The sequence below is a fragment of the Lysinibacillus sp. 10T31 genome, from assembly GCF_056394365.1.
In genome coordinates, this window is sequence record NZ_JBFTHS010000045.1 from 23021 (window position 1) to 38027 (window position 15007).

The following is a 15007-nucleotide window of genomic DNA, read 5'->3' on the forward strand; positions in this document are numbered from 1 at the left end:
GAGGCGTCTCCTACTATAACACCCGTAATTTTATCGATTTAATTGTTCTTCGGTAGAAATAGGTATTGGTTAAATTTATCTTTCTATTTGTGTAGAATATCAATTCTTCGATATACTATTTATAGTTAATCTGTATAACAATTGAGAATTTTTTGTACTAACAAGAGTAGTTTTACATAGAAAGTAGGAACTAAAGATGTATAAAATAGGTGTTGTCGGCCCAATAAAATCCGTAGAAAAAATTATAGAGTTAGCAAATGAAATTGAACAGGATATGGAATTTATTCCGTATATCTATTCGATGGCTACTGAAACAAAAAATCTCGTAGAGACCTATGATCAAGATGTTGATTTTTGGCTATTTTCGGGATACATACCTTATAAAATTGCTAGTCAGACAAGCGTCTCACACGATAAGCTGGCACATATATTCTTTTCTGAAGCGGCCATCTATAAAGGTTTTTTAGAGCAGTCCTATAAATTGGAAAAATTTATTGAGAGTGTCAGTATTGATATTATCCCATCACCTGCACATGTGGCATCAGAAGGGTTGGCGGAGATAGAGAAAAATGTAAGGCAAATGTATTTAAAGGAATTTGATGTGGCCATTGATCCGAAAGAATTATTTGATTTCCATTACGACCTGTGGCTGCAAGGGAAAATCGATTTTGCGATAACATGTTATCCATCAGTCGATGAAGAACTAAAAAAGATGGGGGTCCCTTCCTATTGGGTATCGCCTACAAAAACAGAAATTTATCATACTGTTCAACTATTTACCGAAAAAATTAAAACGTCGTATTATAAAGAAACGCAAATCGGTGCTGTTATGCTCGAAATAAAAGATTTTGATTCATTGAAGGAAAGAATGAAGCAAGGATATCGTATTCAATATCTAGAATTACGCATGAAGGAAAACTTACTGCAATTATGTGAACAAATTGATGGTTCCTTAATCGAGGAAGGGAATGGCAGATATACAATTTTTAGTACGAGGGGAGCAATCGAAGGGCAAATTCAGTTCATTAAGGAAAAAATGTATCAGCTGTCCATTGAAATGGAGGCAAAGGTCATAGCAGGGATAGGTTTTGCGCAAACAGTATTTAATGCCGAATTAAATGCGCATAGAGCTTTACGTCAAACGAAAGGAAATGAATCGATTGATATTGTCATGATTCAAGATGATGGCACAATGATTGAATCTGTCGGTAATACCGAAGAGCTAACATATTCCTATAGAGCTGAAGATCCTACTATCCTTGAAAAATTAAAAAAAGGCAATGTTAGCATTAAAACCTATACAAGAATACAAGCACTAGTTCAAAAAATGAGCTGGAAGCATTTTACTACGAAGGATTTAGCTACACAGCTTCAAATGAGTGAACGAAATGCACAGCGCATCATGGCTGATTTATGCAGTGTAGGCTTAGCGGAAATTTGTGGAGAAGAATTACAGCATACACGTGGTAGACCAATAAAAATGTATCAACTTGTGTTGTAGGTCAACTTCAAAAAATATAAAATGTCCCTAACCAATTAATGGTTTTGGGGCATTTTTTGTTTGATGGATAGCTTCTGTAAGTTGAAAGGTACAGAAAATTTTTAGTGACTTTTCGTTTTCGATTAATGATAAAAAAAGTAGATAAATCAAAGGTTTCTTAGTTTTATGACTTATTTTAAACACTATTTTCTGTTCGATTGTTTATTGGAAATTTTCAAAAAAATATTGTCAATTCATAAAAAGTCGATTATTATACGAATATATAACGAAAATGTCGTTATATATAAGGGACATATTTTTATAGATAGGGAGAGATGGTGGAAATATTATATAAAGGTTGCAAAAGATATCGAAATGGAAAGAATAAGAGGTTTAATTACCATAATTTTCTGGAGATAATTAAACTTTTTGTCTTATTACTATCGATTGCAGCACTGTCGTTTAAACATGGGAGGGATTTTAATGACAACAAATGAAATGACGAAAAAATCTAGAAATTTAATCCTTGCACTCTTATTTTTAGGATGGTCATTAGGAAATCTTGATCGTTACATCATGAACTATGCAGTAGTATCGATTACTGGTGATTTAAATTTAGGTGCTTCTTCTACTGGGATTATTTTAAGCGCTTTCTTTTTAGGTTATGCGATTATGCAAATACCTGGTGGATGGCTTGCTGATAAATTTGGTGCTAAAAAAATCTTATTATTTTCAGTAATTATGTGGTCAATTTTTACAGGTTTAACAGCTCTAGCTTGGTCTTTAGTTGCAATGATTACCATTCGATTTTTATTTGGTATTGGGGAAGGTGGGTTCCAACCATCTAGCTCCAAAATTATTGCGACGATATATCCAAAGGAAGAAAGAGGGCGAGCAATGTCAATCATGCTTTCCTCTGGAGGTATCGTTTCATTATTCGTACCTTTGCTCGCAGCTTATTTGTTAGGAACAATTGGTTGGCGCACGATGTTTGTTGTAATTGGTGCTATCGGTGCTATTATTGCATTTTTATATTGGAAATATATCAAACTTCCACAAGATGAAGCGGTGGAAAATAGTAATAGTAATGAAAATACTTCTACTAAAGTTAACTTTAAGGAACTATTGAAAACACCACTTATGTGGAATTTAATTATTGCCTATTTCTGCATATATGCAGTGAACTGGGGATTAGTTTCATGGATTCCAACATACCTTCAAAAAAATCGTGGACTCGATTTAATGTCGATTGGTTGGGCGCAAACAATTCCAGCCATTACTACTATTATTGGTGTCTATGGTAGTGGTTATATCATTGATAAGTTGCCACGAGGAATGGACAAGATTTTAGGTTCAATTTCATGTGGAGTTATTGGTATTTTATTGTATTTAATGTTTACAGCTAAGTCTGTGACAATGTTTATTGGCTATCAAACTGTTGTTACTTTATTCCTTGCATTTGTCATTACAATGTTACCTGCCATTGTGTTAAAAAAATTACCTTCTTCCATCACAGGATCAGCGATGGGGATTGCTAATACAGGCGGACAATTAGCGGGATTTGTAACACCGATGGCAATCGGTTTTATGGTAGATGCTTTTAATGGTTCCTTTGATGCAGCTTTTTGGATGTTAATTGGATTTGCGGTTATTTGTATTATTGCACTCTTAACGTTAAATGATCAAAAAGGGAGTCTATTAAATTCATAATAGGAACATATTTCTAAGGAGGTAATAAATATGAGTTTACATGGAAAAATTTCTTCGTTAGTCGAGTCAAAAAGAGATGCTAGCATTCAATTAAGTGATGCCATTTGGGCAGTACCCGAACTTCACTTTCAAGAAAAGAAATCAGTTCAATATATGAAGGCAGCTTTAGAAAAAGAGGGCTTTGCAACTGAAATTGGAATTGCAGGGCTTGATACAGCACTAGTTGGAACGTATGGTTCTGGAAAGCCTGTTATTGCATTTCTCGGTGAATATGATGCACTTCCTGGTTTGAGTCAAAAAGGAGGGGCTACTCATTGCGAACCATTAGAGGACGGAGGAAGTGGTCATGGTTGTGGTCATAACCTACTAGGTACAGGTGCGTTTGCAGCGGCCGTTGCGGTGAAAGATTACTTAGAGCAAAATAATCAATCAGCTACGATCCGTTTCTACGGCTGTCCTGCAGAGGAAAATGGTTCAGGTAAAGCTTATATGGCGAAGGCTGGTATTTTCGATGATGTAGATATTGCAATTTCTTGGCATCCTGGTACTTTTACAACTGTTATGACTTGTAGCTCTCTAGCAAACTATGCGGCAATTTTTAAGTTTACGGGGAAAAGTGCACATGCAGCAGCAGCACCACATCTAGGAAGAAGTGCATTAGATGCAATTGAACTCATGAATGTTGGGGTAAACTATTTACGTGAGCATATCATTCCAGAAGCGCGTGTGCATTATGCGGTTACAAACACAGGAGGATCGTCTCCAAATGTTGTTCAACCATATGCAGAGGTGACATACTTAGTTAGAGCGCCTAAAAAGCATCAAGTACAAGAGATTTATCAACGTGTTAAAAATATTGCTAAAGGCGCAACGCTAATGACTGAAACATCGTTAGAAATCGCCTTTGAGGGAGCTGCATCAAATCTTATTCCAAATAAAACACTTTATGATGCGATGCAAAAACAAATACTTGATTTAGGAATGCCAACTTATTCAATAGAAGATGAGCAGCACGCCCAAGCTATTTTTAATACATTTTCTCCTGAAATTCAGGCAACATCGTTAATTGGTCTAAAGAAAGAAGATGCTGCGCAGTTACAAGGTAAAGTAATTGCTAACCACATCCCAAGTGTCCTTCCTGAGTTTATATTGGGTGGATCAACGGACGTTGGCGATGTAAGCTGGAATGTCCCAACTGTTCAATGTACAACGGTATGTATGGCACTTGGTACACCACTTCATACTTGGCAAGTTGTATCACAGGGGGTTATGCCAATAGCACATAAAGGGATGCTACAGGCTGCAAAAATTATGGCTTGTACTGCTGTTGATTTAATTGACAATCCAGCACTTATTGAAGAAGCTAAAAAAGAATGGAAGGAACGTCTGGATGGGGAGACTTATGTTTCGTTAATTCCAGAAGGTACTATGCCTCCAAAACTGTAAAAAGTTATTCCATATAGAGTCTTCATAGGGTAAACTATGGAGGCTCTGTTTTTGCCTATTATTAAGTTTTTTTAGTAAAGTGTACTTATTGAGTAGTTATGGTGTAAAATGCCGTTTTTTTGAAAGGAGATCACAAAATGCCGACAGATCATATCAATCATAATAACAATCACCTTGCGGCAGAATTGGTGAAACAGTTTCTTCCGTATGCTAAAGAGGGGAAATGTGCAAGCTATATTCCCGCTTTAGCGGAAAAAGATCCAAATCAATTAGCGATTTCGATTATCGGTACTAATAATGAGGAAATGAAAGCCGGAGAGACAACTGAACTATTTACCCTGCAAAGTGTTTCAAAAGTCGTTACATTTATTTTAGCGTGTATGGAACGAGGGTTACCTTATGTTTTAGAACGAGTAGATGTTGAACCTACAGGTGACACCTTCAATTCAATTATTCGTCTAGAGAGCCATCAGCCTGGAAAACCTTTTAATCCAATGATTAATGCAGGAGCAATTACAGTATCCTCTATGCTTGATGGAAATTCTCCGCAAGAGAAGGTATCAAAAATCCTTCAATTTTTAGAACAAATCGTTGGCAAGGAATTAAAGGTTAATGAAGAGGTTTATCAATCTGAGTGGCAAACTGCAAATCGAAACCGTTCATTAGCCTATTATTTAATGGATTCTGGCTTTTTAGATTGTCCTGTTGAAGAGGCATTGGAGGTTTATTTGAAACAATGTGCTATTGAAGTAAACGTTTCGGATTTGGCGATGATTGGTTTAGTAATTGCCAATGATGGCTATCATCCTCATTTAAATAAACAGCTCTTTCCTAAGCAAGTAGCAAAATTAGCGAAGGCATTGATGGTTACTTGTGGGATGTATAATGCTTCTGGTAAATTTGCTGCCTTTATCGGGTTACCCGCAAAAAGTGGTGTCTCTGGAGCAATTTTAGCGGCTGTACCAAGTCATGCAGGCTTAGATTCGCCATTTCCTACTGGCTGTGGTATTGGCATTTATGGACCAGCAATTGACGACATCGGAAACAGTGTAGCCGGAGTGAATCTACTTAAACATATCGCTACCGAGTGGAATATGAATATTTTTTAATCAATCACAAAAAGATGACTTCAGTAAATGCAGTCATCTTTTTTGTGATATTATTTTGCTGGCGCTTCGCTTTTGCACAAAAAAAAGCCCTGAATAGGAACACTTCTTTAAAGTGTCTCTATCCAGGACAATTCACCTTAGCGTATTGGCTTTTTTCTTTTCTTTTTATAAATAATCATTAGTATGATAAACCAAATTGGTGTTAACAGTAATGCGGTACGTGTTGCCTCTGAAATGAACATCACTACTAATAGAAATGCAAAGAAGGCAAGTACTAAATAGTTCACGAACGGAGTGAAAGGTGCCTTGAAAATGGATGCTTCATGAAGTGCACGATTTTTACGTTTATAGATAATATGAGAGATTAATATAATACTCCACACCCAGATAAAGCAAATGGCACTAATTGTTGTAACAACACTAAAGGCGTTTTCAGGCATTACTTTACTTAGTAATGCACCGGCGGAAACTACAATTGCAGACACAACGAGTGCGTTACTTGGTACACTGTTTTTATTGAGTTTTGCAAACTTTGGTGAAGCTTGCTTGTTGTTTCCAAGATTAAAGAGCATGCGACTTGTAGAAAATAAACCACTATTACCAGCTGAAGCTGCGGATGTTAGAACGACGAAATTAATAATACCTGCAGCAATTGGGATACCAGCTAGTGTAAATACTTGTACAAATGGACTACTAGAGGCAGACATTTCATTCCAAGGATTAATGCATAAAATAACGAATAATGCCCCTACGTAGAATAATAAAATGCGAAATGGAATTTTGTTAATGGCAGAAGGAATATTTTTTTTAGGATCGGCCGTTTCAGCAGCAGAAACCCCAACTAACTCGACACCAACAAAAGCGAAAACAACCATTTGGAATGCCATTAGGAATCCGTGTAGGCCATTCGGGAATAACCCGCCATGTGCCCAAAGATTTTCAACAGAAACTGTGCCAGAGCTTGTTTGAAAACCTGTAAATAACATGAATAGTCCAATTACAATCAGTGCAACAATTGTAATGACTTTTATAAGGGCAAACCAAAATTCTAATTCGCCAAATAGTTTTACAGTTAATAAATTCAACATTAATAACAGCACTAAACAGCCAATTGCAGGCATCCATTGTGGTATATCAAACCAATATTGTACATAAACGCCGACAGCAATAATATCTGCCATGGCGGTCATAATCCAGCAGAACCAGTATGTCCAGCCGGTGATGTAGCCTGCCCAAGATCCTATGTATTCGGATGCAAAATCAGTAAATGATGTATAGCCAGCATTTGATAATAACAGTTCGCCTAACGCCCGCATGACGAAAAATAAGGCGGTTCCGACAATGAGATAGGCAAAGATGATGGAAGGTCCAGCTAAAGCAATGGCCTTACCGGAGCCTAAAAATAGACCAGTACCGATTGTTCCGCCAATGGCAATGAGCTGCACATGGCGATTTTTTAAATCACGTTTTAATTGTTGTTGTTCCACGTTGCTCCCCCTCAAAGATACGTAAAAACTATGACTGGAAATAAAAAAGAGACTAGTAGTGACACTAGTCTCGTAAACGACAGAATAACAAATACCGATTGCGAATATTGTATGCAAAAAAGAAAACATTCGTGTGGTATAGCTTTCATGATGAAAGTTGATATTACTCCTCTGTCCTTTTGCCTGAGATAGTGAACCCTTCGGCGACGCAAAATGCGCTCTCTCCAGAACTGCTCCTGCTATAGTGTTATCCATAGCATTCATAGCTTGTATTATATGTCTTGATGACATTATTTTAAGATATTATACATCCTATCAGTGCTACCATAATTATTCAAGGATAAATTTCAGTCATTTTCAGAAAAAAAGAAGATTGGAGTTCGTCTAGGTAAATACTTTACGAAAAATAGTATTTTTAGACATATGTTAATTTAAGGATAATACTTAATTTATGGTATAAAGTGGCGCATCTCCGGAAATTATGAATGCCTTTTGTATAAGTTGATAGGAGTTGAGACTGAGAGACTCCTTGGGGATTAGCAATAGGGGAACGAAGGTAAAAACCATCATCCTGTGATAACGCCTTCGTGACCAACATCGTGTTCGCCCGAGATCCTGCAGCGTAAACGAAGCGGCTCATCGGATGCCTTCAGGAAGCTTTGCTCTGTGCGAAAGCGAAGCGGCAGCTACAATTGTTTTATCTGTGCGAAAGCGTAGCGACAGCAACAACAAAGTGCTCAGTCGGAACGAAAATCAACCACACGTTATGGTGATGAGCTTTTAAAGTGTTAAAGGAGGTGGGTTATTGGAACTAGTATGGGAAGCGTCCTGCATTTTGACTAGGGAATGTGAGTGTAATAAGTATATTACCTCACGTTGCTTTACCTTTTTCTTTAGAACTAACTTGTCAGACGTTAAACAATATATATAATATAGTAGAAACTCAGAATTTTTCGCAAAAAGTAAACCATCTCATAGTCATTTGAGATGGTTTCTTTTTGTATCAATTATGCCTCGGTATAATTGCGTCCGGAATCGGCTTTGTGCTTGCACAAAGAACTCCTTCCCGATTTCCGTGACATCCGCCAGAGGCTTTAATTTCTTTCAGCTGATTTTTAATAGCTGAAAGAAGTTAAAACAAAGTGATATAGGTAAATATAAATAAATTTACTTCGTTTCCATGAGTAGATTTATTTATATGAGTCACTTATGTCTTATCGATTTTTTAATTTTGTTTTTTAGACTTTATTTTACCTGTCCAAGTACGGAAGCCGCCTTGAAGTTGGTAAATTTGGTTGTAGCCACGTTTTTTAAGAAATAGAGCAGCACGTGAGCTACGGCCTGTATTTTGACAGTATAAATATACTGGTAAATCTGGGCGAATTTCTTTGTGACGTTGACGTAGAGTAGTTGAAGGAACATTACGTGCACCAAGGATGTGACCAGCATCAAATTCTTTTTGCTCACGTACGTCGATAAGCTGTGCTTTACGATAGCCTTCAATAAATTGTTCTTGTGTTAGGTTTGTTACGGCTTTTTTTAGTCGTAGGGCGTTGATGCCGATATAAACAATTACAACTACTAAAATAACACCGATTGTGATAAGTATGTTCAACAAAATTTCTTACCCCTTTCTATCTTCTTTATTATTATAAAAGATGCGCTAGCGATAGTCCAATGAGTTTGATAAAATAAATTAGATTGTGGCTAGAATTAATCGATCTAAATTTATGGATGTTATTAGTGAAAGGTTTAAAATCATTCCACTACATTCATAGACTTGGGTGGATGATTACTTCAATAAAGAATAGAACTAAACGCAGAGTGTCAAAATGAGGCTGAGAGTATCCTTTGGGCTTATCTGACGCCACCAAGAAAGCGCCCAGACGGAACGGAAATCAACCCCACGTTATGGTGATGAGATTCATTTTTGTACACGTTAGCTAATGTTCAATTAAATATTTGTAGGAGATGAAAATATGACAACTTGGTATTTTCTTAATTCAGGGAAATGTAGCCCTTCTTTTAATATGGCTTTAGATGAAGCATTACTTGATTGGCACAGTGAAGGTTTAATTCCACCAGTCATTCGTTTTTATGAGTGGGAGCCAGCAACTCTTTCGATTGGCTATTTTCAACAAGCGAAAAGAGATATCAATCTTGAAGCGGTACAAGAACAAGGACTAGGCTTTGTTCGTCGTCCAACAGGTGGTAGAGCTGTTTTACATGAACATGAATTGACATATAGTGTCATTGTTTCTGAAAGCTATCCAGATATGCCTGAATCAGTGACTGAGGCGTATAGAGTGTTAAGTGAGGGTATATTACAAGGTTTTCATAATCTAGGTATGGATGCTTATTTTAGTGTACCTGATACAGAAGAACAAAGAGCAGACTTAAAGAAACCAAAAAGCGCTGTTTGCTTTGATGCACCAAGCTGGTATGAGCTTGTCGTAGAAGGTAAAAAAGTAGCGGGTAGTGCACAAACTCGTCAAAAAGGTGTTATTTTACAGCACGGAGCTATTTTACTTGATTTAGATCAAGAGAAATTATTGTCTGTTTTCAATTTTTCAAGTGAAGAGGCGAAGGACCGTATGCGTAGAAAGATGCCAGAAAAAGCGGTTGCTATCAATAACCTTGTTAAAGAACCAGTGACTATTGAACAATGTGTGACAGCTTTTAGAGATGGTTTTGCAAAATCGTTGCAAATTGATTTAAAACCATTTACACTTTCTGAGGAGCAATTAGAATATGTACATGCACTAGAAGAAAAAAAATATGCATGTGATGATTGGAACTTCAAAAAATAAAAAATGGTATAAGAAAAATATTTTTTTATCGTTCAACCCTTGTAATAACAAGCGGTTCGGATTCTATTCGAAATTGCAAGAGTTGAATTAAAAAACTATATATAGTATCTTTTTTAAAGAAACATACACAATATGTAGTGTTTAACGACACATGATATTGTGTATTTATTATTGTAATGCAGAAAAAAAGGGAGGCAAAACGATGGTACTTACAAATCATCAACCCGAAGTAAACAAATTTGAACAGTTAAACAAAGATATTGAACAATTTCCGCAGGTTCATCCTGTAACATCTGAAATGCACATTACGCATAAAGGTGTATCAAGACTTGTGATGATCGATCGCTATTCGTTTAAGGATACGGAGAAGAAAACGTTAAAAGCCGGTGATTTTGTCGTATTAACAGTGAAGTCAGATCCAAAATTCCCTGCACGTGGTTTAGGGACAATCCAAAAGCTTGATATGTCTACAAAAACAGCAGATATTTTGATTGAGGAAGATTACCGTAGTGCTTTAGATGATCCGAAAGAGCAAGAAACGGGTGTGATTACGCGTTCAATTGACGTGCTAGAAAAGCCTCTTGAAATATTTTATGAACAAATCGCAAAACGAAATGCAACAGGACTTGCTGCTGTTGAAAAAACGCAAGAGAAACGCCAAGAATGGTTTGAGAAGTTTTATGAGCAGTTAGTATCATTAAAATTCATTCCAGCTGGACGAGTTATTTACGGAGCTGGATCTGAAACAGATGTAACGTTCTTCAACTGTTACGTAATGCCATTTGTAGCAGATTCACGTGAAGGAATCAGTGATCACCGTAAGCAAGTAATGGAAATTATGAGCCGCGGTGGTGGTGTAGGGACGAATGGTTCAACATTGCGTCCGCGTAACACTTTAGCACGTGGTGTAAATGGTAAATCATCTGGCTCTGTATCATGGTTAGATGATATTGCGAAGCTGACTCATCTTGTTGAACAAGGTGGCAGCCGCAGAGGTAAGCATAATCTAGGTGCTTCTGCGTAAACAAACCTCGTGAATTGCTGGAAACTCTTTAACGGAAATATTGTCACTTTAATCGAGGTGGGAAATATGGATGTTTATGATGCGAAACAGCCACAGACTTGTTTAATATGTGGTTTTACAATAAATCATAATAAACAAGGTTGGTTTACGTCTCATTTGAAAAATGAGCATAACTTAACGTTAGATAATTATTTAATATCTTATTTTTATCCAATAGAAATGGTTACCTGCCAATATATTTTATGTAATAAAAAGGTAAAATTGAGGCGTGGGATTCCCAATCAATTTTGTAGTAGAAGCTGTCGAGGAAAAGGTGAGCCTTTAACTTGTGTAATTTGTGGAAAACTATTCGATGAAAAACATCGGCAGACTAAAACTTGTAGTAAAGAGTGTGCGAGTAGGCTTCGATCACAAAATACAGGAAAATGGCATAATGAAATGCCAGATGAACAAAAAAGGTTCATTTTGAAAATATCATTTCAAAAACAGCTAAAACTAGAAAAATAAATGGAACTCCTTCATGGAATAGCGGTAAGACAGGGGTTTATAGTGAAGAAACCATCGAAAAGATTCGACAAGCTGCATTAAAGCAACTAGAGAGGGAAACATTTAGAAAAACTAGTATTGAAAAAGCTTTAGAGCATTTCTTAGTTGAACAATCAATCCCCTACAAATATTCCTTCATCTTTGAAGGAGCACAATTTGATTTTTTACTATTAGGGACAAAAATTCTAATTGAATGTGATGGCGATTTTTGGCATGGGAATCCGAAATTTTATTCCACTTTTTATGAAGTTCAAAAGAGGATAAAAGCCAGGGATATTGAAAAAAATCAAATTGCAGCAGCTCACGGTTACACTTTACTCCGTTTCTGGGAAGATGAGATAAAAAACGATTTTGAAAATGTTAAACAACGCATTATAAATGCACTGCTAGCTACAACGTAACTGGAAACGGTAAGCGTGAATGCTTGAAAATAGCAGTGGGATAAAGACAATCAGCAGCCGAGCCTCTTTCAGAGAGGAAGGTTCAACGACCATCGAAAGCACGCTAAGTTAGCGGAAGTGAGTAGAGTAGGAGTGAAGCCACTCCGAAGTGCGAGGACATCTAATAGATGTAAGATATGGTCTCAACTTCTATGGTGACATAGAGAGTGGGTATAGCGAACCCGCGTAAGAAATTGGCACAAATGATTATGCTGGCAGATTGGCATCCTGATATCGTGGAATTTATTATTTCAAAAATGCAAAATCCACGTATTCTACGATACCTAATCGAAAATACAACGGATAAAACAATTATTCGTCTAGCAAAAGAAAAATTAAACTTTAAACCTCTTTCAACTCAAGAGGAAGCTATGTACCAAGGTATTGTTAACTATAAAGGTATCGAAGGTTTAGGTGGTTTTGATACGGCTATTATTCGTGAAGCGGAAAACAAGCTTCGTGATGGTGGTACTTATACTGTTCACAATCAAGAGTTTTTAACGGGTGCAAATATTTCTGTAACATTAACAAAAGAATTTATGCAAGCTGTAGAAAATGACGCTGACTTTGAGCTTCGTTTCCCAGCTGTTGAAGAATATACAAAAGAAGAGATGGCTATTTACAACAGTGAATGGCATAAAGTTGGAGATGTGCGTGAATGGGAGAAAATGGGCTATAAAGTACGCACTTACCGCACGATTAAAGCGAAGGAATTATGGAATTTAATCAACGTTTGTGCAACGTACTCTGCAGAGCCAGGTATTTTCTTCATCGACAACGCCAATGAAATGACAAACGCAAAAGCTTATGGTCAAAGCGTTGTAGCGACAAATCCGTGTGGTGGACTTCGCCTCACGTTAAAAATTGCGGGATAAAGCGGGAAGGCTGAGAAATAGTAATTAACGATACTTTCAACATGATTCTTATTTGTTAGGTGATAACATGACAAAACAATGTAGAAAGTGTAATAAGATTAAAAATTTAAGTTGTTTTGGAAAACGATCTGACAGTAAAGATGGCTACAGAAACGATTGTAAAGCGTGTGTATCTCAAAGAGTGAAGGTTTGGGGAAAAAATAACTTTTGGAAAAATCGAGCAAAATCTTTTAATAATGGCTCTGGAAGAAGAAATGGAAAAGCTGGAGATATTATTAGAAATTCAGACCCTATATCTGAGAATGACTTGAAAAAGCTCTATGAATCTGAACCATTTTGTAGCTATTGTAAAATTGAACTTGAAAAGGAACAAGTAGTATTTGAACATAAAACCCCTCTAAGTAGAGGTGGAAAGCATTGTATCCAGAATGTTTGTATAAGCTGTCATGATTGTAATCAACTTAAAGGGACAAGAACGGAAGATGAATTTCAGAAGTTCATATTTAGTTACATTGAAAGATTTCGTTAATTATTTGCTAATCCGAACCGAAGGCTAAAGGTAAAACTTCAGTCAGGGGCAACGCATACCCGGTGATCCTACCTAGTAGACTATAATCCGGGCACGAGACCGCAACATTACAGAAGGTAGTGTAATGAAAATGTATGCTGAACTTACAGGAATTGAACTGTAAGAACTAGAGGATAAAAAGCCTTTAGGATAACAATAATTGGAACAACCACTTGCACCATATTCTGTGTGTAACTTAGCAGCTGTGAACTTAGCGCAGTTTGCAAATAAAGAAGATCAAACAATTGATTTCGAAGCACTGCGTGAAACAGTTCGTGTTGGTGTTCGTATGCAGGATAATGTAATTGATGCAACACCATACTTCTTAGAAGAAAACCGTGTACAAGCTCTTGGAGAGCGTCGTGTTGGCTTAGGCGTAATGGGCTTAGCGGACTTACTAATTTATTGTGAGAAAGAATATGGCTCAGAAGCTGGTAATGAGCTAGTCGATGAAATCTTTAAGACGATTGCTGAAACTGCGTATGAGACGTCAACAGAACTTGCAGAAGAACGCGGTAGCTTCCCATTCCTTGTAGGAGCAACTGAGGAAGAGACAGCACGTTTACGTAAAGCATTTACTGAAACAGGCTTTATGCAAAAAATGCCTGCACACATTAAAGAGCAAATTTTAGCAACAGGTATTCGCAACTCGCATTTATTAACAGTAGCTCCAACTGGTTCTACTGGTACGATGGTTGGCGTGGCAACGGGTCTTGAGCCATACTTCTCATTCACATATTACCGTTCTGGCCGCCTAGGTAAATTTATCGAGGTAAAAGCAGAAATCGTACAAGAATATTTAGAACGTCATCCGGAAGTAGATGAGAATAATCTTCCTGATTGGTTCGTTACGGCGATGGAATTAAAACCAGAAGCACATGCTGATGTACAATGTATCATCCAAAAATGGATTGATTCATCTATTTCAAAAACTGTAAACGCACCAAAAGGTTATACAGTACAACAAGTTGAAAAAGTATATGAGCGCTTATATAAAGGCGGCGCTAAAGGTGGTACGGTCTATGTAGATGGTAGCCGTGATTCACAAGTACTGACACTAAAAGCTGAAGAAAATGATATGGATCAACTATCATTCGAGGAAGAATTAGTAGAAGTACCAACGAAGCGTCCAGTTGTATTAGTAGATACGATTCAAGCATTAGAATCGACAACAGTTATTGGTTCGGATGTAGGGAATACTTGTCCTGTATGCCGTAAAGGAACTGTAGAAGAAATCGGTGGCTGTAATACATGTACAAACTGTGCAGCGCAGTTAAAATGTGGCCTATAAACCGTTTATAAAAAAGACGTGATGTTTAAAATAAACTCGCGAAGCTTTGCCCCTTTGGATATGATTATCTAAAGGGGCGTTTTTTGTGTCGAAAAGAAAGGTTCTATAATATTTGTTGGGGTATTCACACAATTCCACGCATAAAAAAAGCACAGATTCACCGATTTATATATACTTGAATTGTCGAGAAACAAGTAATAGAAAGGTGAACTGTGCAAATG

At 36.9% G+C, this 15007-nt stretch carries 11 protein-coding genes, 3 pseudogenes and 1 riboswitch; of the genes and pseudogenes, 12 read left to right on the forward strand and 2 right to left on the reverse strand.

Features of this window, described 5'->3' with window-relative positions:
• Positions 1-196: 196 nt before the first annotated feature.
• From AC1DCY_RS21135 to AC1DCY_RS21150, 4 genes are all read left to right on the forward strand, one after another.
• Complete coding sequence (locus tag AC1DCY_RS21135; RefSeq protein WP_477353374.1) at positions 197-1501, forward strand: hypothetical protein; 1305 nt, start codon at positions 197-199, stop codon at positions 1499-1501.
• 462 nt (positions 1502-1963) lie between these two features.
• A complete protein-coding gene (locus AC1DCY_RS21140; protein ID WP_477353375.1) occupies positions 1964-3190 on the forward strand; it encodes an MFS transporter in 1227 nt (408 codons plus the stop codon).
• Positions 3191-3220: 30 nt separating this feature from the next.
• Positions 3221-4636, forward strand: coding sequence for a M20 family metallopeptidase (locus AC1DCY_RS21145; RefSeq protein ID WP_477353376.1), 1416 nt, complete (start codon positions 3221-3223; stop codon positions 4634-4636).
• 137 nt (positions 4637-4773) lie between these two features.
• Complete coding sequence (locus AC1DCY_RS21150; protein WP_477353377.1) at positions 4774-5745, forward strand: glutaminase; 972 nt, start codon at positions 4774-4776, stop codon at positions 5743-5745.
• Between the two features lie 137 nt (positions 5746-5882).
• Here the strand turns inward: AC1DCY_RS21150 and AC1DCY_RS21155 are convergent, their stop codons facing one another.
• Entirely contained in the window at positions 5883-7232 is a 1350-nt protein-coding gene (locus AC1DCY_RS21155; protein WP_477353378.1) for an amino acid permease, read from the reverse strand.
• A gap of 161 nt (positions 7233-7393) precedes the next feature.
• Positions 7394-7470: riboswitch (glycine riboswitch) on the reverse strand.
• A 405-nt stretch (positions 7471-7875) separates the two neighbouring features.
• On the opposite strand from AC1DCY_RS21155, the gene AC1DCY_RS21160 reads away from it, so the two are divergent.
• Entirely contained in the window at positions 7876-8016 is a 141-nt protein-coding gene (locus AC1DCY_RS21160; protein ID WP_477353379.1) for a hypothetical protein, read from the forward strand.
• A gap of 441 nt (positions 8017-8457) precedes the next feature.
• On the opposite strand, the gene AC1DCY_RS21165 is transcribed toward AC1DCY_RS21160, so the two are convergent.
• Positions 8458-8847 carry a rhodanese-like domain-containing protein gene (locus AC1DCY_RS21165; protein ID WP_477353384.1) on the reverse strand — a complete coding sequence of 130 codons (390 nt, stop codon included), beginning with the start codon at positions 8845-8847 and terminating at the stop codon, positions 8458-8460.
• Positions 8848-9211: 364 nt separating this feature from the next.
• On the opposite strand from AC1DCY_RS21165, the gene AC1DCY_RS21170 reads away from it, so the two are divergent.
• The 7 genes and pseudogenes from AC1DCY_RS21170 to AC1DCY_RS21200 form a co-directional block, all read left to right on the forward strand.
• Positions 9212-10042 (forward strand): lipoate--protein ligase family protein, encoded by an 831-nt coding sequence (locus AC1DCY_RS21170; protein ID WP_477353380.1) that lies wholly within the window; start codon positions 9212-9214, stop codon positions 10040-10042.
• A 202-nt stretch (positions 10043-10244) separates the two neighbouring features.
• A pseudogene (locus AC1DCY_RS21175) lies at positions 10245-11039 on the forward strand (ribonucleotide reductase N-terminal alpha domain-containing protein); the annotation flags it as partial.
• 93 nt (positions 11040-11132) lie between these two features.
• Complete coding sequence (locus tag AC1DCY_RS21180; protein ID WP_477353381.1) at positions 11133-11573, forward strand: hypothetical protein; 441 nt, start codon at positions 11133-11135, stop codon at positions 11571-11573.
• A 176-nt stretch (positions 11574-11749) separates the two neighbouring features.
• Positions 11750-12013, forward strand: coding sequence for an endonuclease domain-containing protein (locus AC1DCY_RS21185; protein ID WP_477353385.1), 264 nt, complete (start codon positions 11750-11752; stop codon positions 12011-12013).
• 236 nt (positions 12014-12249) lie between these two features.
• Positions 12250-12894: pseudogene (locus AC1DCY_RS21190) on the forward strand (hypothetical protein); the annotation flags it as partial.
• 100 nt (positions 12895-12994) lie between these two features.
• Positions 12995-13456, forward strand: a complete 462-nt coding sequence (locus AC1DCY_RS21195; RefSeq protein WP_477353382.1) for an HNH endonuclease — start codon at positions 12995-12997, stop codon at positions 13454-13456.
• A gap of 202 nt (positions 13457-13658) precedes the next feature.
• Positions 13659-14786: pseudogene (locus AC1DCY_RS21200) on the forward strand (hypothetical protein); the annotation flags it as partial.
• Positions 14787-15007: the final 221 nt, after the last annotated feature.

What these genes read in the sequence shown, in the direction of transcription:
- AC1DCY_RS21140 (WP_477353375.1), top strand. Translation starts at nt 1,964, where the DNA reads ATGACAACAAATGAAATGACGAAAAAATCTAGAAATTTAATCCTTGCA.
- AC1DCY_RS21135 (WP_477353374.1), top strand. Translation starts at nt 197, where the DNA reads ATGTATAAAATAGGTGTTGTCGGCCCAATAAAATCCGTAGAAAAAATT.
- AC1DCY_RS21195 (WP_477353382.1), top strand. Translation starts at nt 12,995, where the DNA reads ATGACAAAACAATGTAGAAAGTGTAATAAGATTAAAAATTTAAGTTGT.
- AC1DCY_RS21160 (WP_477353379.1), top strand. Translation starts at nt 7,876, where the DNA reads ATGCCTTCAGGAAGCTTTGCTCTGTGCGAAAGCGAAGCGGCAGCTACA.
- AC1DCY_RS21145 (WP_477353376.1), top strand. Translation starts at nt 3,221, where the DNA reads ATGAGTTTACATGGAAAAATTTCTTCGTTAGTCGAGTCAAAAAGAGAT.
- AC1DCY_RS21170 (WP_477353380.1), top strand. Translation starts at nt 9,212, where the DNA reads ATGACAACTTGGTATTTTCTTAATTCAGGGAAATGTAGCCCTTCTTTT.
- AC1DCY_RS21150 (WP_477353377.1), top strand. Translation starts at nt 4,774, where the DNA reads ATGCCGACAGATCATATCAATCATAATAACAATCACCTTGCGGCAGAA.
- AC1DCY_RS21180 (WP_477353381.1), top strand. Translation starts at nt 11,133, where the DNA reads ATGGATGTTTATGATGCGAAACAGCCACAGACTTGTTTAATATGTGGT.